General features: G+C 61.5%; 20 protein-coding genes, 1 tRNA gene and 6 pseudogenes. 12 read left to right on the top strand and 15 right to left on the bottom strand.

Annotated features, from left to right (window positions below):
- Positions 1–55: 55 nt before the first annotated feature.
- From ACFXS9_RS39190 to ACFXS9_RS39165, 6 genes and pseudogenes are all read left to right on the top strand, one after another.
- Positions 56–2,923 (top strand): penicillin-binding protein 1A, encoded by a 2,868-nt coding sequence (locus tag ACFXS9_RS39190; protein WP_392698664.1) that lies wholly within the window; start codon positions 56–58, stop codon positions 2,921–2,923.
- An 8-nt stretch (positions 2,924–2,931) separates the two neighbouring features.
- Positions 2,932–3,939, top strand: a complete 1,008-nt coding sequence (locus ACFXS9_RS39185) for a hypothetical protein (RefSeq protein WP_392698662.1) — start codon at positions 2,932–2,934, stop codon at positions 3,937–3,939.
- A 333-nt stretch (positions 3,940–4,272) separates the two neighbouring features.
- Positions 4,273–4,929, top strand: a complete 657-nt coding sequence (locus ACFXS9_RS39180; RefSeq protein WP_392698660.1) for a hypothetical protein — start codon at positions 4,273–4,275, stop codon at positions 4,927–4,929.
- Complete coding sequence (locus ACFXS9_RS39175; protein ID WP_392698658.1) at positions 4,926–5,192, top strand: HGGxSTG domain-containing protein; 267 nt, start codon at positions 4,926–4,928, stop codon at positions 5,190–5,192. Before ACFXS9_RS39180 ends, ACFXS9_RS39175 begins: the two co-directional genes overlap by 4 nt.
- A 46-nt stretch (positions 5,193–5,238) precedes the next feature.
- Positions 5,239–5,442 (top strand): annotated as a pseudogene (locus ACFXS9_RS39170) (antitoxin MazE family protein); the annotation flags it as partial.
- An 80-nt stretch (positions 5,443–5,522) separates the two neighbouring features.
- Positions 5,523–5,786: pseudogene (locus ACFXS9_RS39165) on the top strand (type II toxin-antitoxin system PemK/MazF family toxin); the annotation flags it as partial.
- Between the two features lie 87 nt (positions 5,787–5,873).
- Here ACFXS9_RS39165 and ACFXS9_RS39160 read toward each other — a convergent pair.
- A complete protein-coding gene (locus tag ACFXS9_RS39160; RefSeq protein WP_392698656.1) occupies positions 5,874–6,227 on the bottom strand; it encodes an addiction module antidote protein in 354 nt (117 codons plus the stop codon).
- A gap of 116 nt (positions 6,228–6,343) precedes the next feature.
- Positions 6,344–6,529, bottom strand: a complete 186-nt coding sequence (locus tag ACFXS9_RS39155) for a type II toxin-antitoxin system RelE/ParE family toxin (RefSeq protein WP_392698654.1) — start codon at positions 6,527–6,529, stop codon at positions 6,344–6,346.
- A gap of 330 nt (positions 6,530–6,859) precedes the next feature.
- On the opposite strand from ACFXS9_RS39155, the gene ACFXS9_RS39150 reads away from it, so the two are divergent.
- A complete protein-coding gene (locus ACFXS9_RS39150) occupies positions 6,860–7,321 on the top strand; it encodes a hypothetical protein (protein ID WP_392698652.1) in 462 nt (153 codons plus the stop codon).
- Positions 7,322–7,719: 398 nt separating this feature from the next.
- On the opposite strand, the gene ACFXS9_RS39145 is transcribed toward ACFXS9_RS39150, so the two are convergent.
- From ACFXS9_RS39145 to ACFXS9_RS39135, 3 genes are all read right to left on the bottom strand, one after another.
- The gene (locus tag ACFXS9_RS39145) at positions 7,720–7,953 is read right to left on the bottom strand and encodes a hypothetical protein (RefSeq protein WP_392698650.1); all 234 of its coding nucleotides are present in this window, start codon (positions 7,951–7,953) and stop codon (positions 7,720–7,722) included.
- A gap of 296 nt (positions 7,954–8,249) precedes the next feature.
- Positions 8,250–8,324 (bottom strand) — tRNA-Glu (locus ACFXS9_RS39140).
- Positions 8,325–8,455: 131 nt separating this feature from the next.
- The gene (locus tag ACFXS9_RS39135; RefSeq protein WP_392698648.1) at positions 8,456–8,794 is read right to left on the bottom strand and encodes a hypothetical protein; all 339 of its coding nucleotides are present in this window, start codon (positions 8,792–8,794) and stop codon (positions 8,456–8,458) included.
- Here ACFXS9_RS39135 and ACFXS9_RS39130 point away from each other — a divergent pair.
- Both ACFXS9_RS39130 and rpoH read left to right on the top strand, forming a co-directional pair.
- Positions 8,793–9,819, top strand: a pseudogene (locus ACFXS9_RS39130) (RluA family pseudouridine synthase). The gene ACFXS9_RS39135 and the pseudogene ACFXS9_RS39130 overlap by 2 nt on opposite strands.
- Positions 9,820–10,034: 215 nt before the next feature.
- A pseudogene (rpoH, locus tag ACFXS9_RS39125) lies at positions 10,035–10,932 on the top strand (RNA polymerase sigma factor RpoH).
- A gap of 219 nt (positions 10,933–11,151) precedes the next feature.
- Here rpoH and ACFXS9_RS39120 read toward each other — a convergent pair.
- The 4 genes and pseudogenes from ACFXS9_RS39120 to ACFXS9_RS39105 all read right to left on the bottom strand — a co-directional run.
- Positions 11,152–11,769, bottom strand: a pseudogene (locus ACFXS9_RS39120) (N-acetylmuramoyl-L-alanine amidase); the annotation flags it as partial.
- A 151-nt stretch (positions 11,770–11,920) separates the two neighbouring features.
- Positions 11,921–13,145: pseudogene (locus ACFXS9_RS39115) on the bottom strand (GGDEF domain-containing protein).
- Between the two features lie 775 nt (positions 13,146–13,920).
- Positions 13,921–14,538, bottom strand: coding sequence for a LysE family translocator (locus ACFXS9_RS39110; RefSeq protein ID WP_392698646.1), 618 nt, complete (start codon positions 14,536–14,538; stop codon positions 13,921–13,923).
- Positions 14,539–14,591: 53 nt separating this feature from the next.
- Positions 14,592–14,993: a response regulator gene (locus ACFXS9_RS39105; RefSeq protein WP_028350228.1), complete on the bottom strand. Its 402-nt coding sequence runs from the start codon at positions 14,991–14,993 to the stop codon at positions 14,592–14,594.
- Between the two features lie 141 nt (positions 14,994–15,134).
- Here ACFXS9_RS39105 and ACFXS9_RS39100 point away from each other — a divergent pair, with 141 nt between their 5' ends.
- Positions 15,135–15,977, top strand: a complete 843-nt coding sequence (locus ACFXS9_RS39100; protein WP_392698644.1) for an SDR family NAD(P)-dependent oxidoreductase — start codon at positions 15,135–15,137, stop codon at positions 15,975–15,977.
- 192 nt (positions 15,978–16,169) lie between these two features.
- On the opposite strand, the gene ACFXS9_RS39095 is transcribed toward ACFXS9_RS39100, so the two are convergent.
- The 4 genes from ACFXS9_RS39095 to ACFXS9_RS39080 form a co-directional block, all read right to left on the bottom strand.
- Positions 16,170–16,976 (bottom strand): lytic transglycosylase domain-containing protein, encoded by an 807-nt coding sequence (locus ACFXS9_RS39095; RefSeq protein WP_392698643.1) that lies wholly within the window; start codon positions 16,974–16,976, stop codon positions 16,170–16,172.
- Positions 16,977–17,205: 229 nt separating this feature from the next.
- Positions 17,206–18,006 (bottom strand): lytic transglycosylase domain-containing protein, encoded by an 801-nt coding sequence (locus ACFXS9_RS39090; protein WP_392698641.1) that lies wholly within the window; start codon positions 18,004–18,006, stop codon positions 17,206–17,208.
- A 198-nt stretch (positions 18,007–18,204) separates the two neighbouring features.
- The gene (locus tag ACFXS9_RS39085; RefSeq protein WP_392700247.1) at positions 18,205–19,371 is read right to left on the bottom strand and encodes an acyl-CoA desaturase; all 1,167 of its coding nucleotides are present in this window, start codon (positions 19,369–19,371) and stop codon (positions 18,205–18,207) included.
- A gap of 271 nt (positions 19,372–19,642) precedes the next feature.
- Positions 19,643–19,852 (bottom strand): cold-shock protein, encoded by a 210-nt coding sequence (locus tag ACFXS9_RS39080; protein ID WP_057847389.1) that lies wholly within the window; start codon positions 19,850–19,852, stop codon positions 19,643–19,645.
- Positions 19,853–20,164: 312 nt separating this feature from the next.
- On the opposite strand from ACFXS9_RS39080, the gene ACFXS9_RS39075 reads away from it, so the two are divergent.
- Positions 20,165–21,742, top strand: a complete 1,578-nt coding sequence (locus ACFXS9_RS39075; protein ID WP_392698640.1) for a hypothetical protein — start codon at positions 20,165–20,167, stop codon at positions 21,740–21,742.
- A gap of 34 nt (positions 21,743–21,776) precedes the next feature.
- Here ACFXS9_RS39075 and ACFXS9_RS39070 read toward each other — a convergent pair whose 3' ends face one another.
- A complete protein-coding gene (locus tag ACFXS9_RS39070) occupies positions 21,777–23,123 on the bottom strand; it encodes an MFS transporter (protein ID WP_392698638.1) in 1,347 nt (448 codons plus the stop codon).
- 150 nt (positions 23,124–23,273) lie between these two features.
- Between ACFXS9_RS39070 and ACFXS9_RS39065 the strand changes: the two genes are divergently transcribed.
- Positions 23,274–23,510, top strand: coding sequence for a hypothetical protein (locus ACFXS9_RS39065; protein ID WP_275185697.1), 237 nt, complete (start codon positions 23,274–23,276; stop codon positions 23,508–23,510).
- A gap of 82 nt (positions 23,511–23,592) precedes the next feature.
- Here ACFXS9_RS39065 and ACFXS9_RS39060 read toward each other — a convergent pair whose 3' ends face one another.
- Positions 23,593–25,350: a hypothetical protein gene (locus ACFXS9_RS39060; protein WP_392698636.1), complete on the bottom strand. Its 1,758-nt coding sequence runs from the start codon at positions 25,348–25,350 to the stop codon at positions 23,593–23,595.
- Positions 25,351–25,587 lie beyond the last annotated feature (237 nt).

The following is a 25,587-nucleotide window of genomic DNA, read 5'->3' as shown; positions in this document are numbered from 1 at the left end:
GTGTTCTAGAAAAACGGGACCTTACGGAGGCGGTGTTTTTGACCGTCGGCAGGTCATGGACTCGATTCTCATCAAGATCTTCGCCACGGCGCTTGCCTTCAGTCAGGTCACTACCCGGCCGGATGGGGTCAAGACGGAGTTCGATGCGGTGCGCGACCGCTCCGAGGTGGCGCAGCTTTTGAGTGCCGGCTGCGCCCACATGCGCAAGGCTTTCGACATCGAGGACATCAAGCTGGACGATCTGATTGCCACTGCCATGGATGACAAGGAGGCGTTGAGCGGCGAGATCAAGGCGCTCAAAGGACTCAATCTGGCCGACCTCCACGTGGCCTACCGGGAGTTCTGCAAAGTCGAAAAAGTGGAAGGATCTCCGGTCGATCTCGGTCAGGTCATCGCTTTCTACAACAGCGCGGCCAGGGATCTGCCCGACGCCGAGCAGCTTAAACAGCTCAGGCTTCCCGGCACCAGCGTAATCCTCGATAGCAAGAGCGAGCGTGTTGCCGAGATTTACGCGCCGAACAATCGCCGCATCTGGGTCAAGCTTGCGGATATCCCGGAAGCGGTGCGCAACGCATTCGTCGCCGCCGAGGACAAGCGCTTCTTCCAACACAGCGGCCTTGACGAGCGCGGACTGGTCCGAGCCTTCATCGGCAACTTCACGAAGCCGGGCCGGCCGCAGGGCGGCTCGACCATTACGCAGCAGGTCGCCAAGAACCTGCTGGTGGGCAACGACGTCACCTACGAAAGAAAATTGCGCGAAATGATCGTTGCCTCGCGGATGGAGCGCACCCTGACCAAGGCGGAAATCCTCGAGCTCTATCTCAACTCGATTTATCTCGGTCGCGGAGCCTGGGGCATCGAGATGGCGGCGCGCAGCTATTTCGGCAAGCCGGCCAAGGCGCTCTCCTCAGTCGAGGGCGCGCTGCTCGCCGGGCTCGCCAAGGGACCGAACTATTTCAATCCCGACCACCACCCTGAGCGCGCGCGCGAGCGGCTTGCCTACGTGCTGGGCCGCATGCAGGACGACGCCATGATCGACGCCGCCGCGGCTCAAGCAGTATTGCCGCAGCTCGTCGAGTACCGGCCGACGCGGCGGGACTTCGGCTTTCATTTCGTCGATCACATCGCACGCGAGGCAAAGGCGGTCGCGGGCCTCGATAATCTCACCAATTCCTCCTACACGGTGCGCTCGACCGTCAACTCTGCCTTGCAGCGCGTCGTCGAAGCGACATTGCAGGAGGGCCTCGCGCGATACGAGCTGAACACCAATCGTTACAAATTTGAGGGACCCGAGGCGAACATTTCCGATGCTGTCCGTCTGAGAGCGGCTGACCAGAGGGCCACGGAACCGGCTTGGCTCATGGCGTTGAAGACGACGCGGCTGCCTCTCTATGACGTTCACTGGCAATCGGCGGTCGTCCTGGAAAACACACGTGGCAAGCGCGGCCATGCGATCAACGTCGGTCTGATCGACGGCAGCATCCTGCCGCTGAACACCTGGAGCACCGCGATCGGGCGCGGTCTCAAGCCGTACGATGTGGTCTATGTGCAGGTGCGCGAAGCCAAGGGTAAGCAGGCGGCGCGTGCCGATCTGCGCATTCGACCGACCGTACAGGGAGCGGCGCTCGTACTCGGGAACGAAAGCGGCCGCATTCTCGCGATGGCGGGCGGCTTTTCGTATCCGGCAAGCCAGCTCAACCGCGTCGTCCAGAGCCTGCGGCAACCCGGCTCGACCCTGAAGCCGCTGACCTACCTCGCCGCCCTTCGGAAGGGATTGCAGCCGAACACGCTGGTGATGGACGAACCTATTACGCTGGCACCGATCGGCGCGACGACGGTCCACGCGCGCCAGCGCGGTTTCTGGTCGCCGAAGAACTACGAGGGCGGCGCTTCGGGCGCCATTACGCTGCGGCGTGCGCTGGAAAACTCCCGGAATCTCGCCACCGCGCAACTGCTCGCGACCGGCCTCGACGACAGCGCCGAGCGAGGTCTCGACCGGGTCTGCGAGCTCGCGATGGAAGCGCAGCTCTACAAGGACTGCATGCGCTACTACCCGTTCGTGCTCGGTGCCCAAACTGTGCGGCTCATCGATCTTGCGGCGTTCTATGCAGCGATCGCCAACGAAGGTGCACGGCCCCAGCCCCACGCGATCGAAACGATCGAACAGGACGGCCGCGCGATCTACCGGCACGATCCGCATGCGGTGGACTGGATCGGCTCCGCCGACCGCGCATCGTTTTACCAGTTGAAATCAATGCTGCAGGGCGTGCTCGCGCGCGGAACCGCGCGCGCGGCGAAGCATCTCTCGCCCTATGTCGGCGGCAAGACTGGTACCACTGATAATTCGGCCGATGCCTGGTTCGTCGGTTTCACAAACGACGTCACCGTCGCCATCTGGGTCGGCTACGACAACAGCGACGGCGGGCGCCGGACTCTTGGGCCCGGCCAGACCGGAGGGAAAGTGGCGCTGCCGATGTTCGAGCCGATCGTGCAGGCAGCTTGGGAGCTGCACGCTCCCAAGACGGCGTTGAACGGCCCTTCACGCGAAGCCATGCGCCAGCTCGCTACTCTGTCGATCGATCCTTATACCGGCGATCCTGTACCGGCCGGCTCCGGGCGCGCTTTCACCGAGTACTTCAAGAGGGATCCGGCGGGCAGAATCGATGATTCGCAATTTCGCATTGTCTCACGTGCAGAAAGCTACACCTATCGTGGCGGTCGTGACGAAGACGACGGGCCACTCCAGCAGTGGTCCTACGGCAATCGCCTTTACGGCGATAACCGGCTGCCCTTTCCATTCCCAACCTGGCGTCTTGGTCCGCGCGGATATCCCTCCTGGCGCGAATATCCCGATGACGAGGACCGCCTCCCGCGACCGCCGCTCCGAGTCGATCCCGATTATTTCTGGCGGCGGCTGAATTGAGCATTGCCATGAACCTCCACCGCGCCGCTGTCCTCATCGCCGCCTGCGTGGCCACTTGCACGAGCGCGGCAGCGCAGGAATTCCAGGTGGAGGACGTGCCCGCAGCCGCCAGCGTTCCGATCGCACAGATCAAACCGCGCACGGTCATCTTCGCCGACCAACGCAGCGACAAGCTCGCCGATTCCTCGACCGGGCTCATTCCTTTCGACGATTGGGCCCGCTCACGTCCGGTTCAGCGGCGCTTCCTCTCGCTCTTCCCTGGCTTCGTTGAGCCCACGCTCAAGCAACAAACGAAGCTGAAGCTCTCGGTCTATCAGGCCGAGGCGCGGTTTCGACTTCCAAAACCGGCAGCGGCATTGGATCTGTCGCGGTATGCGAATGTCGCGTTCCTCGAGCAGATCGATCCGGCAGTCAAGCACCGGCCGATCACGGCGAGCGATGCTGTTCCAAACAAGGACGCGGGTGCCGCGCACAACCGTCCGCCGGATCGCCGCTGGTGCGAAGACGCGAAGGCGGTTTGCGTGCAGTCCCGCTACATGTTCGAAGGAAAAATTCCGGCGGGCATTCAGCTTGCCAACAAGCTGCGCGAGGAGAGCAAAAAGCCCATTCCGGACTTCATCGAGTTCCAGAGTGAGATCATGCTGGTCACGCAGCCGCACCTTGCCGAGCTGCCGAGCCTGACCGGGCTCGACTCCACAGTCACCAGCGGGCTCGAGCAGAACATCTTTTGGGTCAATCAGGTCATCCAGTTCGGCAAGCTGCTTGCGGTTCTGCAACAGCATCCGACCGAGCGGGAATCCGCCATCGCGACGGTCTACATCCTGATTGCGGTCAGGAACGACGTGCTGAACAAGCAAAAGGAATACAGCAATACGCCCATGCTGCGAAACCTCGTGCCCGCGCAACTGCTCATGGGCAACAGCTCCTTCAACAGCGGCGATTCGCTGAGCGCCGGCTTGCCGAAATACGCCAAAAGCCGCATCAAGGCGATCGCCGAGATCATGGAGCGGGAATGAGCAGAGCGTGTGCGGATAACTGCGGGTGACGTTGGAGAACTCCCCTTCGAAGGTGCGTGCTCCCGAAAATATCGACAACAACCCCATGCAAAGTAGCAGGCGGCCCGCCGGCATTTGACAAAGTAACTTGACACGTCGGGCAAATCAGCGGCATTTTTCGATTATTCCGAAATCCTGTACGCGCCCGTCGCCCCGCAATAGCGGGCGCGTCCGTCGCGATTGCAGCCGAAAGATCCTCACCCACCATTGAAATTGCAGGGATCACCGCGGCGAGCGATCGCCTGCGCGTGGCCGGATCGCGCGCGGCAAGCGCGCGTGCCAGGGAATCTCGACATGAACACCGCTCCAGACCTCACTGTGCCAGCGGCGATCGCCGCAAATGACCAGACCAAAGCGGTCCCGCGAATAAAGCTTCTGTCGCACGGATTCTCCATCGACCATCCAGATCCGGAGCTCGGCGAACAGCTCATGGCGAACGCGCTGGGGGCAGCCGACCGCGAATCGATGGATGGCATTCTCCGGCAATTGGTCAGGGCCAGCGTGACCGGCGGGAGTCCCGACGAGGTCAACGTCTCCTTCATGATTTCGATGGTGAATAGCATTCGCCCCCGGGATTCCGTCGAGGCCATGCTGGTGGCGCAGATGGTTTCGGTTCATGTGATGGCGATGCGGTGCGCCCATCACCTTGCGAATGCGGACGATCTCGCTCAGCACGACAGCGCCGCGCGCGCATTGGGCAGGCTCGCCCGCACGTTTCCCGCCCAGATCGAGGCGCTCAACCGCTACCGGAGCCATGGCGAGCCCGCCATCACCGTGCAGAACGTGTCGGTGGGCGATGGCGGCAAGGCCATTGTCGGCAACGTTACGCAGCATGCGAACGTGATCGTATCGGACAAAAACCCGGCATCCGCGGCGCGGCATGCGCCGAAGGCCTCGGGCTCCAGGCGAAAGCACGATTCCGCTGATGCCAAGCGGGAAGCACAGGCATGAGCGATCACATCAGAAACACCCGCCCGATGCTGGCGAGCGCACGGTGTGGCGCCAAGACCCGTTGCGGCGGTTCGTGCCGCTCGCCGTCGGTGAACGGCAAAAAGCGCTGCCGCATGCACGGCGGTGCACAGGGATCCGGCGCGCCAAGGGCAAACCAGAACGCGCGCAAGCACGGCCTGTTCACCAGGGATGCGATCGCCGAGCGAAGGCAGATTCGGGCGTTGTTGGGGGACGCGCGGAAGCTGCTGGGGGAGATGAAGTGATTGGCTTTTCGCAAAAGATGGCTTCGCAGATTCCGCGCAATCACGTATGGATTACATGCAACCATTCAGGGAATTTGTCATGGCGTCGGCATCGAAGCCAAGGTCTTCCCGGGCGAAGCCTTCCCGCGTGAAGGGACGGGAGCATCGCGAAAGGCTGCGCAGGCAAGGACTGCGCCCGATCCAGATTTGGGTCCCGGACGTAAGTGCCCCGGCGTTCCGGTCGGCTGCGCATCGTCAGTCGCTTGCCGTTGGCGCCAGTTCTCATGGCCGCGACGATCAGGCGTTCATCGATTCCGCCTCTGCATTCAATGATGACGTGGATGGAGATGAATGAAGCGCGGCGACATCTGGACCGTCGCGGGCGGCAAGGGGTATGCAGGCAAGGCGAGGCTCGTCATCATCGTTCAGGACGACAGTTTCGACGCAACCGCCTCCATCACGATCTGCGCGTTCACGACGGACGAGACCGATGCACCACTGTTCCGGCTCCCTGTCGCGCCGAATGAGCGCAACGGATTGCGCGCGCCTTGCCGTCTCATGGTGGACAAGATAACCACCGTTCCGAAATCCAAGATCGGGACGCGCGTCGGGCGCCTGGATGATGAGGATGTCTTGCGCCTCAATCAGGCCGTGCTCGTGTTCCTTGACTGGCAACATCTTCAAGAAGCAAACAGCGGTGAGCTAGGCCGCCGTCATACGGCGAGCCTTCTTCGCTCGCGCTGGCAACCTGCTTTCGACTGAAAACCCGACATTCAGCGCCCGCATGATGGTGGCAATCGTTTCGAAACGCGGCTTGGCACCCGGCGCAAGTGTCTTGTAGAGGCTTTCCCGGCCAAGACCGGACGCCTTCGCGACCTCCGCCATGCCCCGCGCTTTGGCCACGTCACCAAGCGCCTTGAGCAATACGCCGGGGTTTTCGTCGCGGGCCGCGAGCGAAAGATATTCCGCAATCGCTTCCTCACTGTCGAGATAGTCAGCGACCTCGAATGGCGCGTAAGTGACTTTTGCCTTTGCCCTGGCTTTGGCCTTTTTCATCGCCCGCTTTCCTTCAATTCCATCGCCATGAGCTTTGCCCTGGCGATGTCGCGGCGCTGGCTGGACTTGTCGCCACCGCAAAGCAGCACCTAGACGGCGGCACCATGATGCACGAATTAGACACAGAATCCCGGACCATGGTGGATACGCATTTCCGAGACGCCTTCGCCCACCGGCTCGCAATCCCCGAAATTGCCCAGGGAGGCGTGCGACAGCCGGTGGAGTATCCGCGCCTTGGCCTTCTGATCTTTCAACCCATCCAGCCAATCGGAAAAGACGGATGACCGAATGAGCGTGTTCATGGCTCAACGTATCTAACTGGATACATCTTATCAGGAAAAACCGCGCATCCTGACCGAAGCCTTCGGCGCATGGAAAAACCTGACCGCCGGTTTGCCAAAAGCCTGCAGAAAGCAACATGAAATCAAAGGTAGATTTTTCGGCTTCTCGACAAGTGACGTGTTAGCGACGACGGTACTGAGCGGCGTGAGAACCATCTCGCGATCAGCACGAGCGAAAGTTCCAATGTCTTTCACAATACATAGTCACTGACAAAAGCCGTGGACAACCAGAATGTTTTCCTTGACTGTTGGGAGCCTCGATAGCCCTGCAACAGTTTGGAGCATTGCTAGATGAGTTTTTCAGAAGAACTTCTTGCCCGTAAATTTGACGATATTGAACGCGATATTGGCGACCAAATCAGCCATCGCGCACTGCCTCCAATGCGCATCGTTCCCAGCGACGACCATCCGCTGCCGAAAGGCCCGATGCCCGATTACGTCGAGCACAGAGACGGTGTAAATCAGGCCGGGAAGCTCTCGGCCGAAGTCGTAATCCGTGAATATGATGCGGCGGTGAAAGAGATCGAGGCGCTCGGTACCGAACTGTCCGAGGCTGCACGAAGGTGTGAAATGATGGTCAGTGGCGTGCATGCCACAGTAGCCGAGATCAAGGAGCTGGCGGCAAACTACCGCGACGAAGGAAAGCGCTACTTCCTGAAGATCGAGGAGTGCTCGCTCATGACTTCCGAAGTTCGCACGGTCTGCGAAGACCTCAAGAAGAAAATCGCTGCGAACGCTACTACCCCCGCCTGATTGTCGGCGACCGCGCCGTTCATCGTCGCGGTCATCAGCATCGGCTCCGACGCGCGTGCGTCGGGGTCCTGATGGTTACGCGCGTTATTAGCGGTCTTTGTCATCCCTGCCGTTCGGGCTGCCGTCCCCGCCGCCATTGCCGTAACCGTTGGTGCCGCTCGCCAGAACGGGCGATCGCATCGGATGTCAGCGAAGTTGACAACAACAGCGTAATGGCCGGAGGTGTCACCGCCGCAAACCTGCCGGCTGACTTCAGAAAATTGCGTCGGTTTCACGTTGCTCGCGATCATCCTTGAGACGTTCCAGTGCTAGTTTGAAACGATGTTAGAACAGCATTTAAAACTCGGAGTATTTCACTTCATAGTTCTTACCGGTCTCGAAAGTTCCAAATTATTCGCTCAGAGGAGCGATCCCCTGTCAGCTAAAAAGTTTTCAAGGAACTTGCGAGATTTTTCTGGAAGCTCCTGAGTTAAAGCGTTTTGATTATCGCTGAAAGAGCTTTCGGCCTGTGCGCGATTCCGCCAGCGCACGTCCCCTAAAGGTTTGCCGCTCGCACCATCGTAATTGGGGCTGCGGCATTCTTTATCCGCGACCAGCTCACGAAGAGAAACCAGATCCACCACAGTGTTCATCGTAGTCCTCCATTACGCGAGGAGGAGAAGCACGTGATCGGGAAAAGGTTGCAGTTAGTTTAGTTCCAATCCTCGTTGAGTGGACGTGTCGAAGCCGACGCGTCACCACAGGAAATCTTCCGCGCGATCTCGTCCGCTCTAGCAGTCCGGGATCAAGATCGGCTCCGCTGTGGTTGAGGAGTTCGCTCGACCAATCCACACGCCTGGCATCCAAGCGCTCACAGCCCTCGATTATTGGTCGATTGTTGGAAGGCTACGGGGGCGTTCCCGATCTAGGCTAAGTACTTGAAAAAATTTGGCGCTCCCTAGGGGAATCGAACCCCTGTTTCAGCCTTGAGAGGGCCGCGTCCTAACCGCTAGACGAAGGGAGCGTGTGTCAGAGGGAATAGCCGCGAAATGCGCAATCGGCAAGGCAAGTCTGCCGGTCGGGTCGCGGTTCGGTTAAACTTGTTGCCTTGCGTCCCCGGGGCCGGACCTGGGCCATTTGGCCGATGCCCGGGCCTCACGGCTCGTTGACGAATCTGAGCTTTCCGGCGGGTTTCAGCGTCTTGGCATCGAAAGTGCGGATTTCGGTCACCCCGCTTATATCCAACGTCAGCACCAGCCGCTCGCCAGCCACCGCCGCCGAGACGATGCGGGCGCCCTTGGGCAGGGTCTCAATCATGTCTGTCGTGCTAGGCGTGGGGCTTCCCTCGCCGCGGTAAAGACGGTACCCGACGGCGATCAGGACCACGGCCACCGCGAGCGCCGAGGTCAGGCCCGCGATCAGCATCATCCGCCGCACCCGCGCGATCAGCGCGGCCTGCTCGGGGGTCGGTTCGGGCGCAACGGTATCGGTCATGCAAGGCTCTAGCTTGGAACAGGGATTATCGAACGGCGGTCAAAGGCTGGAGGTCACCGTCGGCGGCGACGAGGGATCGCCCCGCCTCGACCGCGTGCTCGCGGTGCTACGCCCGGAACTGTCGCGCTCGCGGCTGAAGGCGCTGATCCTGGCCGGTTCCGTCACCGCCAGGGGCACCCTCATCCGCGACCCCGCTTATCATGTCGCGGCTGGCGATACGATCACAATCGATGTCCCCGAAGCCGCTCCGCCCGAGCCTTTGGGCGAAGATATCGCGCTCGATATCGTCTATGAGGACGACGACATCATCGTCATCGACAAACCGAAGGGGCTGGTCGTGCATCCGGCCGCCGGCCATGAGCGGCACGCTGGTCAACGCGCTGATCGCGCACTGCGGCGCCAGCCTTTCCGGCATCGGCGGCGTCCGCCGACCCGGCATCGTGCACCGGCTAGATAAGGACACGACGGGCCTGATGGTGGTCGCCAAGAACGACCGCGCCCATCAATCGCTGACCGCGCAATTCGCCGATCACGGCCGCACCGGTCCGATGCAGCGCGGCTATATGGCTTTCATCTGGGGCGTACCCAACCGCCAGCGCGGCACGGTCGCAGCCCCAATCGACCGACATCCCTACGCCCGTGAGAAGATGGCGGTGCGTCCGGGCGGACGCGAGGCCGTCACCCATTGGGAATTGCAGGCGGCCTATCAGGGGCGCGACGGCAAGCCGGTCGCTTCCCTCCTCGCCTGCCAGCTCGAGACCGGGCGGACCCATCAGATCCGGGTGCATCTTGCCCATATCGGCCACCCCCTGATGGGCGATGCCGTCTATGGCCCGCACTTCAAGACCAAGGCCCGCCACCTCGGCCCCGAGGGCCAGGCGGCGCTAGCCGCTCTCGGCCGGCAGGCCTTGCACGCTTATCTGCTTGCCCTGGAACACCCCCGAACGGGAGAACTTTTGCATTGGGAGGCGCCGCTGCCGGAGGATCTCATCCTTCTGCAAAGCGCCCTGGAAGCGGCCCTATGACGCAGGCTTTTCAGGAAACTGAAGCTATACCAATAGGTTATAGCTGCCACACGGGGACGTGACGTCAGCATTCCTTCCCTATTTGTTCGTTTTTTGCTATGTTGCATATGCGTTGAATATCCAACGCGGAACATCGCAGCGTGATTGGCTTTAACACAGCGGTCACCTGCCGGGCCCGCCGCTATCGGGGGCCTGAACCACTGGAGGGCGCTCAAATGGCCCGTACAGCTACGTTACCGGTTCTCAATGGAAGAATCCGGTCTCTCTAGATACCTCGCCGAGATCCGCAAATTTCCGATGCTGGAACCCCAGCAGGAATACATGCTCGCCAAACGCTGGCGCGAGCATGACGATCGCGACGCGGCGCATCATCTTGTCACCAGCCATCTCCGGCTCGTGGCCAAGATCGCCATGGGCTATCGCGGCTACGGCTTGCCAATCTCTGAAGTCGTTTCAGAGGGCAATGTCGGCCTGATGCAGGCGGTCAAGCGGTTCGAGCCCGAGAAGGGTTTTCGTCTCGCCACCTACGCCATGTGGTGGATCAAGGCCTCGATTCAAGAGTACATTCTGCGTTCATGGTCGCTCGTGAAAATGGGAACCACCGCGAACCAGAAGAAGCTCTTCTTCAACCTGCGCAAGGCGAAGAGCAAGATCTCCGCGCTGGACGAAGGTGATCTCCGCCCCGATCAGGTAAAGCTGATTGCCAAGCGTCTCGGCGTGACGGATCAGGACGTGATCGACATGAACCGCCGTCTCGGCGGCGACGCGTCGCTCAACGCGCCGATCCGCGACGACGGCGAAGCCGGCGAATGGCAGGACTGGCTGGTCGACAACTCGCCCAACCAGGAAGCCGTGATGGCCGAGCACGAGGAGTTCGATCATCGCCGTCAGGCGTTGAACGGCGCCATCGGCGTGCTCAACCCGCGCGAACGTCGCATCTTCGAGGCGCGGCGCCTGGCGGAAGAGCCGATGACACTGGAAGACCTCGCCGCCGAATTCGGCGTCTCGCGCGAACGCGTGCGGCAGATCGAGGTCCGCGCTTTCGAAAAGGTGCAGTCGGCCGTCAAGGGCACGATTGCCCGGCAGGAAGCCGAACTCGAAGCCGCACACTAATCGCGGCAGAGGTATCAAGTAACGAAAGCCGGCGGCAACGCCGGCTTTTTGTTTTGTGGACGCGTGCTGCTTCACCAACATCGCTGTCGTTCCTGCGACCCGTCTTCGCCAAGGCTTCGCCGGGGTTTGACGTTGGGCTCGCCGAAGCTTTAGCGAAGGCGGCACGCAGGGACCCATACGCCGCGGCGGATGTGAGACAGGCGATGCCCGATGCCTACTCCCCCACTCCCGCGCCATCTTTGCCAACGCGCAGCCTTCGCAATAACGCGCATCCTTGTAATCGATCCAGTTGTGCGCATAGACGCGATCGAGCGGAATGCCGTAACGCGCACGCAGCACCTTTACCAGAATACGCCACGCCGCTACTTGCGCATCCGTCGGGCCCCGCGTCACATCAGGATAATTGCCGGCGAATTCGACGCCGACCGAATTGCTGCCGATCACCTGACGATAGGTCGAGCCGTTGTCGATATACTTGTTGTCGTTGCGGTTGGCGCCGTCGCCATGCGTCGGAACGAGATGTTCGCCGACCGCCCAGTACACCGTGCCGTCGGTTTCGACCCAGACCATGACGCCGCGCCGCGTCGGGTTCTTCGATTGCGCCAGCGCGCCGCCGCGCGCCGAGCCCGCCGGTCCCTCCGTCTGATGCACGATGATGTTGCGCCAGGGATGGGCCTTTGCGAGATCACCCCATGGCGCCAGCCAGACCATCTTCAAGCCGGGAATATCCGGCGTGCCCGACGAACGCGCGATCGCGGCGAGGTCGGGCGATTGCGCGGAGGCGCAAGCAGGAAGCGAGAGAGCGAACAGTACCGCCGCGACGAGGCGAAAATTCATGACCCGAAAATTCATGACCGAGGTCCAGTGGCGAACCCTAGAGCCTTTTCGGTTCTGATTGAATCAGAACCGGGCTCTAGACTTTTGTTTGACGCGTTTTCTTGACGCGAACCGGTGTCCACTTCGCTGGAAAACGCTCTAGTAGCACGCCTCAGGCCCGCTTGCGGAGGGCCACGTCCGCTGCCGCCTCAGTCTCGGGCACCAGCGGCGGCGCCGGATCGTAGACAGCAAAGCCGTTGCGGCCGGCCTTCTTGACGTCGTACAGCGCGTGGTCGGCGGCGGCGATCAGGCGATCGGGGAAGCCGCCCATCTCGCGGGTCCATTGTGCGACGCCGATCGAGACGGCGATCGGAATGTCGTTGCCGGTGCATTGTTCGGCGTCCGCGCGGCAGACCTCCAGCACGCGGCGCGCGATCATCGCGCCCTCGCGCAGCGTCGAGGACGGCAACACGATGCAGAATTCGTCGCCGCCGGTGCGTGCCAGCATGTCGCCGGGCCGCAGCCGGGTTTGCGCCATCAAGGTGAAGTGCTGCAGGCAGGCGTCGCCCGCAGCGTGACCGTAGGTATCGTTGATGCCCTTGAAGCCGTCGAGATCGATTACCAACAGCGCGAAGGGCTGACCGCTGCGTTCGGAGCGCGCGCATTCTTCCGTGAGCCGCTGCACCAGACAACGGCGATTGCCGACGCCGGTAAGGTCGTCGAGCAGCGCCAGATCCGCGACCTCGTTGCGCAACCGGTCCATCGCCATCAGCAGGAAGCCGAAATTCAGCGACATCGACAGGAACACCAGCACCAGGATGACTACCGACTGCGCCGGGCTGAAATGCATGTAGGAGAAGCCGCCGCCCGTGCTGGTCAGCGCGCCAATCCACCTGGCTGTGAAAATGGCGAGGATAACGATGGTGACGATACCGGCCAGCCGGGCGCCCGGATTGACGCGGCCCTCATGCGGCGACAGCAACAACTTCAGGCTCCGCACCATCGGCAGCGCCTGGGCGATCGTGAAGATGGTCATGCGCGCCGGCACGCTGTCGTAGACGAAGATAAAGAAGGACAGGCCGGCAAAGCCGAGCCCAGTGGTGAGCACCGTGTCGCGCCACGAAACCGGGCGGTCGAAGAATTTTTTGAATCCCCATCGCGGCAAGGCAGATCGCCAGGATCAGCGCGGTGCCGGCAAACAACAGCGGCACCAGCGTATCCGGCATCACCACGCGCAGCATCGCCATCGCAGCACCGGCCGCCGCTGTGAATGCCGAGCCGGTCCAGAACCGCGCGGCCTCGAACGACGGATAGCATCGCATGACGTAGGCCCAGATCAGGCCCAGCGCGAGAAAATTGATGACGAACACCGTCCACAGCGTCGGAACGCTCAGCATCGCGAACTCAGGACACGCACGCGTCCCGTCTCCCCTGTTGTCTAACGACCGCCTGGGACTTCCGCGCCCAGAACCTTCTCCCACGACAATCCCCGTCGTCTTACGGGACAAAATGCATCTGCGCCGCTTAACGGACCCTGATGGCCGCCGGCCAATCCAAACCGTGGTTTTGAATTGATGAAGATCACGTGCGTTCGGACATCGTTAAGCATGATGCGCGCGCATGCGAGCGGCAGCGGCGATGCTCGTTTCGGCGAAAAATCGCATCAAAATGCATAACAACTGTGGATAACGTGATGACACCGCCATGACGGCACGCGGCAGCGGCCTGCGAATCTGCTGGGATCGTATGTGAGGATGTTGCGAGGCTGGCCCTCCGCCAAGCATGCCTCGGTGTCGCGTTTCAATCCATGAAAACCTTGAGAGGATACTATGGCTAAGAAAGCGAAGAAGGCGAAAAAGGCGAAGGCCAAGAAGGCCAAGAAGTCGAAGAAGAAGTGAATTTTGGCCCGGGTGGAGTGCTCAGCTCCGCCCGGGCTCCCAACTCCGGGTGAATTTTGGAGAATGGCGGGCCGCGGGTCCGCCTTTTTGATTCTGTATCTATCCTCCCGTCGTCCCTGCGAACGCAGGGAGCCATAACCACCGTCCGCTGTGATAGCAAAAGACGTCCGCCTCAGTGCCCAGAGAGGAGCCGCGGCGTATGGGTCCCTGCGTGCGCAGGGACGACGCGTGGAAAGGACGACGCTCAACATTTTCACCGCACATTGCGAAGCAATCACCGCTCCGCAAGCGCCAGCTTGGCCCCGAGCGCGGCAAATCCCGCCGCAAAGCTGCGGCGCAGCCAGGCCATCACCTTCGGCCGCGTGATGACGCGGTCGCGCATCGCGGCCGCGAAGAGGCCGTAGAGTGCGAACACCGCAAACGTCATCGCCATGAAGGCTGCGCTCAATTCCAGCATCCGCGCCACCGGATGCGGCTCGTCGACCGCGACGAATTGCGGCAGGAAGGCCAGGAAGAAGATCGAGAGCTTTGGATTGAGGATGTTGACCAGGACGCCGGTCACGATGACGCGCCGGCTGGAGCGCGCCTTCGCGGCCGGGCGCGTGTCGATGGCAAGCGCGCCCGTCTCGCGCAACGCCTGCCAGGCCATGTAAAGCAGATACGCCACGCCGCACCATTTCAGCGCGGCAAAAGCCAGAGCACTGGTGTGCAGCACGGCGGCGAGCCCGAGCATGGCGGCCAGCATATGCGGCACAATGCCGAGGGTGCAGCCGAAGGCTGCCGCGATACCGGGCCGTGCGCCCAGTGTCAGCGCCACCGCCAGCGTGTACAGCACGCCGGTGCCGGGGGAAGCGACCACGATCAGCGAGGCCAACAGGAACGACAGGGTCATGCCCTGCTAATAACACGACGACATTTGGCGCGAAAGCAGCAGGGCGGCGGCGCTCACGGGCGCGGTTCGCCGCCGTGCTCTCGTGCATAGACCATGCGCTCCGCCTCGCGGATCACGTCGAGCGGCGCCCAAGGCTTGGCCCAGAACTGCACACCGTCAGGCAATTCCTGATGCAGCGGCTTGCCCGAGGTGACGATCACGCCCATCTCGGGATTGTACTTCCTTGCGATGTGCGCGAGTTCGACGCCATCCATGTTGCCGGCAAGCTGCACGTCGGTCATCATCAAGACCAGACTGCCGGCAGCGCGCTCCAGCACCAGCTCAGCGGCCTCGGCGCTCTCGCATTCGATGACATCGACCTCACTCTCCTCCAGCAGCAGGCAGATCATGTTCCGCTGCATCGGGTCGTCCTCGACAATGAGGGCCGTTGCGCGATGAGGTTTGGATTGTCCCATATGAGCCTCCTCTCAGAATCGCGTCGCCGCCTCTGTCGGGTATTCGACACTAAGCGCGGAAACCGCTTTATGGTTCAGTTCCAATTTGCGAAAGTTTGCGGGAACCCACCTGTTTTCGACCTGCAAGGAGTTCGATCCGACATGACTGCGATATCTGGAAGCGCGGCCGCCGTGACCGGCGCCGCCAGCGGCATCGGCCGCGCGCTGGCGCTGGAACTGGCCGCGCGCGGCTGCGATCTCGCGCTCGCCGACCGCGACGAGGCCGGGCTGCAGCAGGTGGCCGCCGAGATCGGAAAAGCGAACAAGCGCAAGGTAACGATACACGGCGTCGACGTCGGCGAGCCCGCCCAGATCCAGGAGTTTGCCAACGCGGCAATCGCCGCGCATCCGGAGCTGAACATCGTCATCAACAATGCCGGCGTCGCCCTGCTCGGCGCCTTCAACGAGGTCGACCAGGCGCAGATGGAATGGCTGATCAACATCAACTTCTGGGGCGTGGTGCACGGCACGCGCGCCTTCCTGCCGCATCTGTCGACGAAGCCGGAGGCGCATATCGTCAACCTCTCCTCGATCTTCGGCATCGTCGCCCCGCCCGGCCAGACCGCCTATTGCGCCGCCAAGTTCGCGGTGCGCGGATTTTCGGAAAGCCTGCGGCATGAGCTCGCGATGGCGAACAGCCCGGTGAAGCTCTCGGTGGTGCATCCCGGCGGGGTCCTGACCAACATCGTGCGCAACTCCCGCACCGGAAACGGCATCGCCGACAATGCGCGCCGCGCCGAATCGATCGAGCGTTTCGACGCGATCGCCAGGATCACGCCGCCGGCCGCGGCGCAACGCATCATTCTCGGCATCGAGAAAAACCAGCCGCGCATTCTGATCGGCAACGACGCAAAGTTCATGGACCTCTTGCAGCGGTTTCGCCCGGCGACCTATTGGGCGGTGTTGGCGAAGCGGATCGAGAAGATGGGCGCGCAGGCGAAGTGAGTGATGGCACAACAGCCGTCGTCCCTGCGAACGCAGGGACCCATAACCACCGGTGCTGTTGCTGGAGCGGGAATGCAACACATACTGCCTCTCTCATAGCCGCCGCGGCGTATGGGTCCCTGCGTTCGCAGGGACGACGAAGTGATTTGCCCGACAAGTGGATTTGTCGCATCGAGCCCGGAATGACGGGAGCTAGCGCGCCACCAGCCGGTCCGCAAAATACCCAATCGTCTTGCGGTAGATCGTCGCCCTGTTCCACTCCCGCATGGCTTCGAAATTCGCAGTGCCTTCGCCGTATGGCGCGCCGGCCTTGAAGCCTGATACGTGCAGCAGGTTCGCGGTGGAGGCGAGCACGTCGGGCACGCTGTGGCGCAGGTCGACATGGCCGTTGCCGTCGAAATCGACGCCGTATTTGATGTAGGACGAGGGCAAAAATTGCGTCTGGCCGAGCTCGCCGGCGAAGGCGCCGATCAGGTCGCGCAGCGGGAGATCGCCGCGCTGCACGATCTTCAGCGCGGCCAAGAGTTCGCCCTGAAACAATTCGGTGCGGCGGCAATCATGGGCCATGGTCATCAGCGTGCGGATCACCGGCATCTTGCCGATGTCGCCCTTGCCGTAATCGCTCTCCAGCCCCCAGATCGCGACGATGATTTGCGGCGGCACACCGAACTTCTGCTCGATGCGCGCCAGCAGTGACGCGTGCCTCAGCAGCATCTGCCGCCCGATGTTGATGCGTCCGGGGCCGACGCGGGTCGAGACATATTGCTCGAACGTCTTGTTGAAGGTGCCGCGCTGGCGGCGGTCGAACGCGAGCACCGCCGGATCCTGCGTGATGCCGGCAAAGGCCTGGCCGATCACCGCTTGCGACACGCCGGCCGCCTGCGCCTCCACCGCCATCGCCGAAACGAAGGTGTTGAAATCGCCGCCACAGCGGGCGGCGTAAGTGGGGGTGGAGAAGATGACGGCGCCGACAAAAATGGCCCAACGAAATATGCGCATGCGAATCCCTTGTTCATTTCCGCGTCCGTTATGCCATGGGAAGATGCCGCGCGGCAGGTGCTTCTTGTTTTTGGCTCGAACTTCGTCGTCCCTGCGAACGCAGGGACCCATACGCCGCGGCCGATCTTGTTAAAGCGGACCGGTTGATGATCTCGCTTCAACAATTGATTCCTGTGGTTATGGGTCCCTGCGTTCGCAGAGACGACGACGAATGGCTTCGTGGAAGCCCCTACTCCCCACCATCAATCTGGCGGCCCATCAGCGCGATTGCCTTCTGATAGACGCCGGCGGCATTCCAGGCCTGGATGGCGGCGAAATTCGGCTCGCCCGGCTGATAGCCCGCGCCGGCGCGCCAGCCATGCGCCTTCAAAAAGTTCGCGGTCGACATCAGCGCGTTGGCCGAGTTTTCGAGATTGCCGGTACCGTAGGCCAAAATGGCTTTTGGCATGAACTGCGTCTGGCCGACTTCGCCATGCATCGAGCCGCGCTGGCTGGCAGAGAGCGCGCCGCGATCGATCAATTGCAGCGCCGCGTAGAGGTGCTCCGTAAAATATTCCGAGCGCCGGCAGTCATAGGCGAGCGTCGCGATCGAGGCGAGCATGTTCTGATTGCCGCGTTGGCTGCCGAACCCGGTCTCCATGCCCCAGATCGCGAGCAGCGGCCCCGGCGGCACGCCATAGCGGCTCTGAATGGATGCAAACAGCGCGGCCTGCGATTGCTTGAGCTGACGCCCCCTGGCGACGATGGTTGTGGCGCCGCGCTTGGCGAGAAACTGATCGAGCGAGAGTTTGAAACTGCGCTGGCCACGGTCGGCATTGATTGTCGCCTGCGCATAGTTCGTCGCCATCAGGGCCTGGATGGTCGAGGCGCTGATGCCCTTGGCACGGGCCTCGCCGGCGAATTGTTGCTTCCAGGACTCATAGCCGGCGGCGGAGGTGCCGCATTGGGCGGCGTGAGCGTAGGGTCCTGCAGATGCGAAGATAGCCAAGGTCAGGAAAGTGGCCGTCGTAAGTCTCTTGCTCTTGGACATCCGGAGTTCCTCGGCTTTACCGACCTTCGCTCGCGCGGCCAGCTTAACGGAAGGTTGGCGGCGGTCTAGGGCGTCTACTCATAAATCCCGGTATGGCGCGTGCGGCCACATGTCGGTTTTTACCCACGAGGCCAGTTATGAATCAAGATCGATCATGATAGCGGCGTAACGGTGCCTGCTCCGGTCCGCATAGGCTGTTTAGTCATGGTAAGCTTGACTATCCATGCTCGTTTGCGATTTCGGATTTGCCACTGCCAACCGAGATGGACTGATCAATAGAGATCCGACAGATTTGATCAGGACCCCATATGCACGCTCGACGATGTCGTCCAAAGATCTAGTCTTCGCGAACATCTCCTGGGCTGCAGCGAGTAGCTGGTCACGAGTTGGCATGTGAGGCGGATGCAGATTCCAACGCAAATCGGCCCGCTGCTGCAATAGAAGCAGCGCGTCCCGTACCGACGACAATTCGGTCTCGTGGACTGATGACTTGATGGCCTGCGCGATGTGTTCGGGGTTGAAGCGTCTAGCGAGCTGCTCAGCCGTTCGGCTCAGAATTCGTGATCCCAATCGCTGCTCATTGCGCAGAACCGGCTCCGGCGGTCTCTTTAGATCCCAGACAATCCCGAGCCAGGACAAGCCCACCAGAACATAGTAGGTCACATCAATCTCCCACCAACGGAAGCCCTGCCGAGCGCTGCTCTGGTAGGCGTGATGATTGTTGTGCCAGCCCTCACCCATCGTAACGAGAGCCAGCAGCCAATTGTTGCGGGAATCATCGCCCGTAACATACCGCTTGCGTCCGTGAACATGTGCCAGGGAATTGATGCAAAACGTCGCATGATACAGAACGACGGTGCTCCAGAGGAAGCCGACCACGAGGCCCGGCCATCCGGCAATGAGGAAGCAGAGACCAGCGATCATGACCGCTGGCAATACCTCGAATTTATGCAGCCACATCAACTCAGGATACGATGCAAAATCCGAAACCTTTACCAGATCGGTTGCATCGTGCTGTCGATAGAAGATCCACCCGACATGACTGTGCACGAAGCCCTTGTGCCGGGGTGAATGCACATCTAGCTCGGAATCTGAATGAAGATGGTGATGTCGGTGTTTCGCAGCCCACCAAAGGACGCTTTTCTGAGCGCTGCTTTGGGCAAGGAATGCAAGGACGAATTGAAACACCCGGCTTGTCGAGTAAGCTCGGTGTGAGAAATACCGATGATACCCGGCACCGATCGCAAACATACGCAGCCAATATAAAACGACGCAAATTGCAGTCGCTTGCCATGTGATGCCCGACCAGAACGCCGCGACACACCCTGCGTGGACCAAAAGAAACGGGAGGACCTGCGGGTACATGATGTCATCATGTTCCTGATCTGGATTGATATTGGTAGGCACGTTCCCAACCTCAGTTGTTTCAACGGGCAGGCCACCGCCAACAGACTGCTCAAGGCCAAGTCTTGAAGGCCGAGCCTTGAAGGCCGAGTCTTGAAGGCCGAGCCTTGGCGGCATTGCCCGCGATACTCAAAAGAACTCCGCGGCCGGTGAACCCGGCGCGGAGTCGCGAAAGCCAAAGGCTCTGCCAGTACATCCGTGGTCAAAGCAGCATGGCGTCGATTGCGGCAGCTTACGCGGCGCGCAGATTTTCCGCGGCAGATTTGCCGGTCCGGCGATCTGCAACGACGTCAAAGGAAACCTTCTGTCCCTCGTTGAGGGCACTCATGCCGGCGCGTTCGACAGCGCTGATATGAACGAAAACATCCGGGCCTCCCTGGTCCGGCTGAATGAAGCCGAAACCCTTTTGGCTGTTAAACCACTTCACAGTTCCCGTATTCATGGGAGATCGTCCTTCAAGATAGATGTATGTTTGGAACCGCGCTCGAGAACGCAGCAGGCTAATTTCGAGATCTGGGGAGGGTCGTCAGTCAGGCGCGCTATGAGCGGCAAGGCCAAGTCGTTCGGCCGAAACTCGATTGACTATACATGGCTATTATTCGATCATTTCGCAAGTGGCTTCCAGTTTCTTTGGCAATGAGCCAACTGCAATTGTTCCCCTTCGCTCCGCGGAAAAGAATGCTGCGGGGTCGGCATCGCCCACCGGCGCGTGCCTTACGGGTTGCTCGGCGGGCGCTCCTCCAGGGACAATGCCATGACCAGGTCCAGTGGTTTCAAAGTCGGAATGGGCATTACGATCGCCGCGCTCGCGGCAATCCCGAAGACGGCCGCCCAGGAGCCAACGCTTTCCGTCGACCCTTCACGATTGCCCCGTCTCGGCACCATCGACGAGCGCTTTCAATCGTACAATGTGGAGATGGTCAAGGTCACGGGCGGACGCTTCTGGAAACCCTACAGGTCGAGTGCCTCAGCGCCATCGGCGCACGGCGCCGATAACGCCGGAAATATGCCGGCGAGTGCGAACCCCGACCTCTACGCGTATCGGGCGCCGATCGACCTGTCGACCCGCAGGCTGCGTATATTGGCTGCGGCGCTGGCCCCAGCCTATCTGCGCGTTAGCGGCACCTGGGCCAATAGCACTTACTTTGCAGAAAGCGATGAGCCCTCGACGCCGCCCAACGGCTTCCGTGCGGTGCTAAGCCGCGAGCGCTGGAAGCGCGTCATCGACTTTGCCCGCGCGGCCGGCGCAGAGATCGTGACGTCGATGGCGATAAGCCCCGGCGTCCGCGACGCAGCAGGCCGATGGCAGAGCGATCAGGCGCGTCGCTTGTTTGTCTACACCAAATCCATCGGCGGCAGAATTGCTGCCGCCGAGTTCATGAACGAGCCGACGCTGGCGGCGATGGGCGGCGCACCGAAAGGATACGACGCGGCAGCTTATGGACGGGACTTCAAGGCATTTGTTGCGTTCATCAGGAACAACCAACCGGATGTGATTGTTCTGGGCCCCGGTTCGATCGGCGAGACAACAGCGTCGCAATCACCCCCGCAATCCAGCTCCGATTTTCTCCGTACGCGGGATCTGCTTGCCGCATCCGGCCCCGGCATCGACGCCTTTTCCTATCATCACTACGGCGCTCTCTCGCAGCGATGCGCTCCGGGTCAAACCACACCAGAGGCCGCGCTTTCGGAAAGCTGGCTGGCGAGCACCGACCGAACGCTCGCGTTCTACCGATCGCTGAGGGACGAGTTTGCGCCCGACAAGCCGATGTGGCTGACCGAAACCGCCGAGGCCGCCTGCGGCGGCAATCCCTGGGCATCCACATTCCTCGATACGTTCCGATATCTCGATCAGCTCGGCCGGCTTGCCAGGGCGGGCGTCCAGATGGTGGCGCACAACACGCTGGCTGCCAGCGATTACGGCCTGCTTGACGAGACGACGTTGCGGCCGCGGCCAAACTACTGGGCGGCGCTGCTTTGGCGCAGGCTGATGGGCACGACGGTTCTCGACGCCGGCGTGCACGCTGGCGTGCACCTCTACGCGCATTGCCGGCGAGGCGTGCGTGGCGCCGTCACGCTGCTCGCCATCAATACGGACAGGACGAGCGCCGCAAAGCTGCGATTGCCCGCGGCCAGCGAGCGTTACACGCTGTCGGCGGATCATCTGCAAAGCGCCAGCGTGAAGCTGAATGGAACGGTTTTGGAGCTCGGCCCAAATGACGATCTTCCGCGGCTCGCCGCGGTGACATCGCCGCCGGGTTTGATCGAGATCGCGCCGGCCACGATTGCTTTTCTTAACGTCGGAGATGCCAAAAATCCGGCATGCGCTTGAATTTCTTGCGGATGCCGGCCGTACAAATAGACTTTCAATCCGCGTGCAGCCGAATGCAGAGCACGGCGCTGGCCAGCGCCGAAATTCCCAGCAGCACGAGCACGCCGGGAAATCCGGTCAGCGCGAAGACGATACCTCCGAAGGTCACCCCGACCGTGCCGCCGAGAAAGCTGCAGGAATTGAGTAACCCAGAGCCTTTCCCCGCCTGCGATTGGGGCAGCGTTGCAAGTCCGAGCCGCGGCGCCGAGGCGTAAATGAGCGCGATTCCAGCGCCGGCGACAAAGAGACCGGGCATCAGAAGAGCGAATCTTGCTTCGATCTGAAACGACGACCAGATGATCGCGCAGCCGAGCGCAAGCAGGAGCGATCCACCCGTCAGCATGCGCCGCACGCCGATCCGCATTCCAATAGAGGGAGCCGCTCGCGCGAAGGCAAACAGCGCAACCGAGAGCGGCAGCAGAGAAAGGCCGGCCGCAACGGCTGACATGCCGAGCCCATCAGCAGATTGCGCAATGAGATTGTAGTAGAGCAGCAGCGTCATGATGTCGAACATCACGAGAAACAGAAGGCCGGCGGCGATCGCAAAACTGCGGTTCGAGAACAGGCCGAAGTCGACCAGCGGCTGACGGCGCCGCGTCTCCGTCCAGATCAGTCCACCGAACGCAATCACCGCCAGCGCGAACGGGACCATTGCGGCTTGCGGGTTGACGCGGACATGCGCCAACGCCTGCAACCCCGATATCAGCGTCACCATGAAGACGGCGAGAATGCCAAGCCCCATCCAGTCCATCGAAATCGTGCGACCGCCTTGCGCGCCGGGATGCCGCAGCAACATCAGCGCCGCGGGCACCATGGCGGCGACGTTCAACCAGAAGATAAAGCGCCAGCCCGCGTAATGCGTCACGGCCCCGCCGACGAGCGGACCGATGCTGAAGCCGAGCATCAGGAAGCCGGTCCAGGCGCCGATCGCCTCCGCCCGCCGCGAGTCAGGCGCGGCTTCGGTCACCGCGGCAAGTGTGCCGGCCACGGCGAACGCAGCTCCCAGCCCTTGCAGCGCACGTGCGCCGACCACCACGAATCCGGCTGGTGCAAGCGCAATGATCAGCGAGGCGAGAGCGAACAAGACAATGCCGGCAACCGAGGACCTTCGTGCCCCGAGCCGATCCGCCGCGCCGCCGCCGACGATGATGAATATCGCGGCGGTCAGGAGATAGGCGTTGACCACCCATTCGACCTCCGCCGGACCAAGTTGCAGGCTGGCTCTCATTTCGGGCAGCCCGGCCATGATCGCCGTGCTGTTGTCGCCCACCGCCAGCATGGCAAGGCAGCAGGCTATCAGCACCGGTCCGAGGTCGCTCTTGGTGTTGGAGGCTGCCGGCATCACCAATGCCCCTTCCGCTTGTTCCAGGCGAACAGTATGCCGGCAAGGCGGTTATAGACAAATCGCCTCACCGGCGTGGCCGCAGGGCAGATCGGCGCGCAGCGAGGTGATTTGCTTTGACAGCGCCGCCTCTATCGAGGACAAGCCCGCATGGCCAAGAAACCCGGGACCAATCCCAAAGGCGAATTCGCCTTTTTCAATGTCGTCTATGAAGACGACTCCCAGCGCTCCAACCGGCGCGTGCCGTCCGAGCTGCTCGGCGGGCTCGACGGCGACGAGCCGGCGCGCGGATACATCATGGAGCAGGACCGCGAAATCGCCGAGAAATCCGGCCGCGCGCCGCTCAAGATCAAGAGCATCAGCCGGGTTGGGGCGAAGAAGAAGTAGGTTTTCGGCGTATGCAGGCGTAATCGCCCTCATCAGCGCCCGCCGCTCTTTGTTCCAGGCGAATAACAAATCGGCGATCCGGTCATAGGCGAAGCGCGTGAGCGGAAGCACCAGGCGGATGTCTCGCGGTCTGATTAGAAGCCGCAAACGCTGATGTCGGGCACAACGCCGGCGGCGATCGCGGCGGCAAATCGCTGCCTTGCAGCTTTGGATAGCGATCGAGAAGAATTTGCTTCGCCTCTTCGGAATGCCCGAAGCGGGCCAACCCTTTGGTCACGTAGCGAGCGGCCTGATCCAGGGCATCGTTCGAAATCGGCCGCGCGCGCAAATAATCCAGCATCGCCGGCACAAGCCGCTCGCCGATGGCGACGTCCGCCGTACAAGCCGCCAGGGCTGCGGTCTTGGATGCCTCGAGCCATCCGAGCCGTTCCGAAATCAATTGGGCGGTGTCAATTCCGAGGCGTCCGGATGCAGCAGCGATGCCTCCCACCCACCGCCAGTCGCTGTTCATGATGAGCGCGAGGATCCGGTCTCCCCGCGGATGCAGATACTTGCCGTCCAGCCTCGCTATGACCGATCCGACCATGCCGGAAAAATTGCCATCATTGCGCGCTTCCATCTGATCCAGGAATAGGTCCAGATGATCAGCCACGACATCCCAGCTACGCCCGATCAGGCCGTCCATGAGACGAAAATCCTGGAAGCGCTGGTCCTGAACGAGCCGCAGTAGAACCTCCGCATCCTTGCCCGCGACAGGCGGACATTTCCCGTTCCGGCACTGCAGCGATACCACCCAGTCCGTCACGAGTTGCTTCTGATTATCCGTCAAGCGCTCGCCGGCACGATCGAGCATCGTTGCGACGCGGCCTGCAGGACTGAAAAGCTCATTCGGCTTCTGGTTATCGATCCCCAACGTCTGCAACGCGACGGCAACGAGATCGAAGCCATTGAGGGTGCGTTCCGAGCGCATAAAGACCGGCGGGCCGATGCAGAAGACGCCATGGCAAGGCGAATAGGACAGATTGAGCGGCATCATCCAGTGCGAGAATGTCACCTGGGTTTTCTGCAATTTAAGCGACCAGCCGCCCGGGGACGCCGCCGATATCTTCAAAACTTGAAGACGTTTCACGTCATTGACAGCCCGCGCGAAGTCCTGGCCAAGATTTTGCGGTGCTGGAAACTTGCTGTTCTCGATCTCGATCCGCGCCATCATCGGCTCAGCGCTCGCGACACGCGAGATGAAGCAGCTACCGGATACCAGCGCGTCCTTGGTCTCGGGCAACATCGGCTCATTCGATCCGAAAGCTTCAGGACAGGTGTTGCGCTGTTCGATCACATGATCAATCTCGCCGGACCACTCAGTGGATTTTCGCGTCACGCGCACGATGTCCACGCGCCTGCTCAACAACAGCCGCTGGCACAGCGTATCGCATCCCGCACTCGTCGGAGGATCCGATAGGCCCGCGTAATATTGAGCGGCGCTGACCAGTTCGACCGACCTCGGCGTCTCCGCAAAACTCCCGCTGACATCACCGGATATATAGTGCTGCACGTGGCGCGCGGTGAGCGTCTCGGTCAATAGCGGCACTCCGATCGCGACGGCCGGAAGCGGAATGGCAGCGAGCGCAATCAGACGCCAGTTGCGCGGAGTCCATTTCAGGAGAATCAGCGCTGGCGTCGCCGCCAGGAGATAAATCAGGGCCGTGTTCGCATACAGCAGCAGCAAACCGGCGCCGAACGTGAACAGCACAAGGTAGATGAGGAGGCCTGGTGCCGCGCTGGTGATGAAGGAAAATGCGATCAGGATCGTAAGGATGATCGCCAGAGTTCGGCTTTTCATTACAGTCGTTCCGACGGGCCAGCGGCTGTGAGGCCGCGCCAGGAAATGCAGGCGGAACATAGCGGGATCAGGCTAAACTTTGATTACCTAGAATGTTGCAACCTTTGATGGTAAACGATGTTTTCGGCGGACCGTTAAACAGCCGTGACGAGCCGCGAAATCTGCGACCAGCAGCAGCGTCCCGAACCGCTCATTACCAGTGTCCCCTCCACTTATTCCACACGAACAGGCCGCCGC

This window comes from Bradyrhizobium sp. RDI18 (assembly GCF_043203335.1).
Lineage (GTDB): Bacteria > Pseudomonadota > Alphaproteobacteria > Rhizobiales > Xanthobacteraceae > Bradyrhizobium > Bradyrhizobium retamae.
The sequence above is the reverse complement of the archived record's forward strand: the minus strand, read 5'-3'. Positions and strand labels throughout refer to the sequence as shown.

Bases quoted from the DNA above. Each gene is read 5' to 3' on its own strand.
- ACFXS9_RS39190 (WP_392698664.1), top strand. From the start codon at position 56: ATGGACTCGATTCTCATCAAGATCTTCGCCACGGCGCTTGCCTTCAGT.
- ACFXS9_RS39185 (WP_392698662.1), top strand. From the start codon at position 2,932: ATGAACCTCCACCGCGCCGCTGTCCTCATCGCCGCCTGCGTGGCCACT.
- ACFXS9_RS39180 (WP_392698660.1), top strand. From the start codon at position 4,273: ATGAACACCGCTCCAGACCTCACTGTGCCAGCGGCGATCGCCGCAAAT.
- ACFXS9_RS39175 (WP_392698658.1), top strand. From the start codon at position 4,926: ATGAGCGATCACATCAGAAACACCCGCCCGATGCTGGCGAGCGCACGG.
- ACFXS9_RS39160 (WP_392698656.1), bottom strand. From the start codon at position 6,227: ATGAAAAAGGCCAAAGCCAGGGCAAAGGCAAAAGTCACTTACGCGCCA.
- ACFXS9_RS39155 (WP_392698654.1), bottom strand. From the start codon at position 6,529: ATGAACACGCTCATTCGGTCATCCGTCTTTTCCGATTGGCTGGATGGG.
- ACFXS9_RS39150 (WP_392698652.1), top strand. From the start codon at position 6,860: ATGAGTTTTTCAGAAGAACTTCTTGCCCGTAAATTTGACGATATTGAA.
- ACFXS9_RS39145 (WP_392698650.1), bottom strand. From the start codon at position 7,953: ATGAACACTGTGGTGGATCTGGTTTCTCTTCGTGAGCTGGTCGCGGAT.
- ACFXS9_RS39135 (WP_392698648.1), bottom strand. From the start codon at position 8,794: ATGACCGATACCGTTGCGCCCGAACCGACCCCCGAGCAGGCCGCGCTG.
- ACFXS9_RS39110 (WP_392698646.1), bottom strand. From the start codon at position 14,538: ATGACCCTGTCGTTCCTGTTGGCCTCGCTGATCGTGGTCGCTTCCCCC.
- ACFXS9_RS39105 (WP_028350228.1), bottom strand. From the start codon at position 14,993: ATGGGACAATCCAAACCTCATCGCGCAACGGCCCTCATTGTCGAGGAC.
- ACFXS9_RS39100 (WP_392698644.1), top strand. From the start codon at position 15,135: ATGACTGCGATATCTGGAAGCGCGGCCGCCGTGACCGGCGCCGCCAGC.
- ACFXS9_RS39095 (WP_392698643.1), bottom strand. From the start codon at position 16,976: ATGCGCATATTTCGTTGGGCCATTTTTGTCGGCGCCGTCATCTTCTCC.
- ACFXS9_RS39090 (WP_392698641.1), bottom strand. From the start codon at position 18,006: ATGTCCAAGAGCAAGAGACTTACGACGGCCACTTTCCTGACCTTGGCT.
- ACFXS9_RS39085 (WP_392700247.1), bottom strand. From the start codon at position 19,371: ATGTACCCGCAGGTCCTCCCGTTTCTTTTGGTCCACGCAGGGTGTGTC.
- ACFXS9_RS39080 (WP_057847389.1), bottom strand. From the start codon at position 19,852: ATGAATACGGGAACTGTGAAGTGGTTTAACAGCCAAAAGGGTTTCGGC.
- ACFXS9_RS39075 (WP_392698640.1), top strand. From the start codon at position 20,165: ATGACCAGGTCCAGTGGTTTCAAAGTCGGAATGGGCATTACGATCGCC.
- ACFXS9_RS39070 (WP_392698638.1), bottom strand. From the start codon at position 23,123: ATGCCGGCAGCCTCCAACACCAAGAGCGACCTCGGACCGGTGCTGATA.
- ACFXS9_RS39065 (WP_275185697.1), top strand. From the start codon at position 23,274: ATGGCCAAGAAACCCGGGACCAATCCCAAAGGCGAATTCGCCTTTTTC.
- ACFXS9_RS39060 (WP_392698636.1), bottom strand. From the start codon at position 25,350: ATGAAAAGCCGAACTCTGGCGATCATCCTTACGATCCTGATCGCATTT.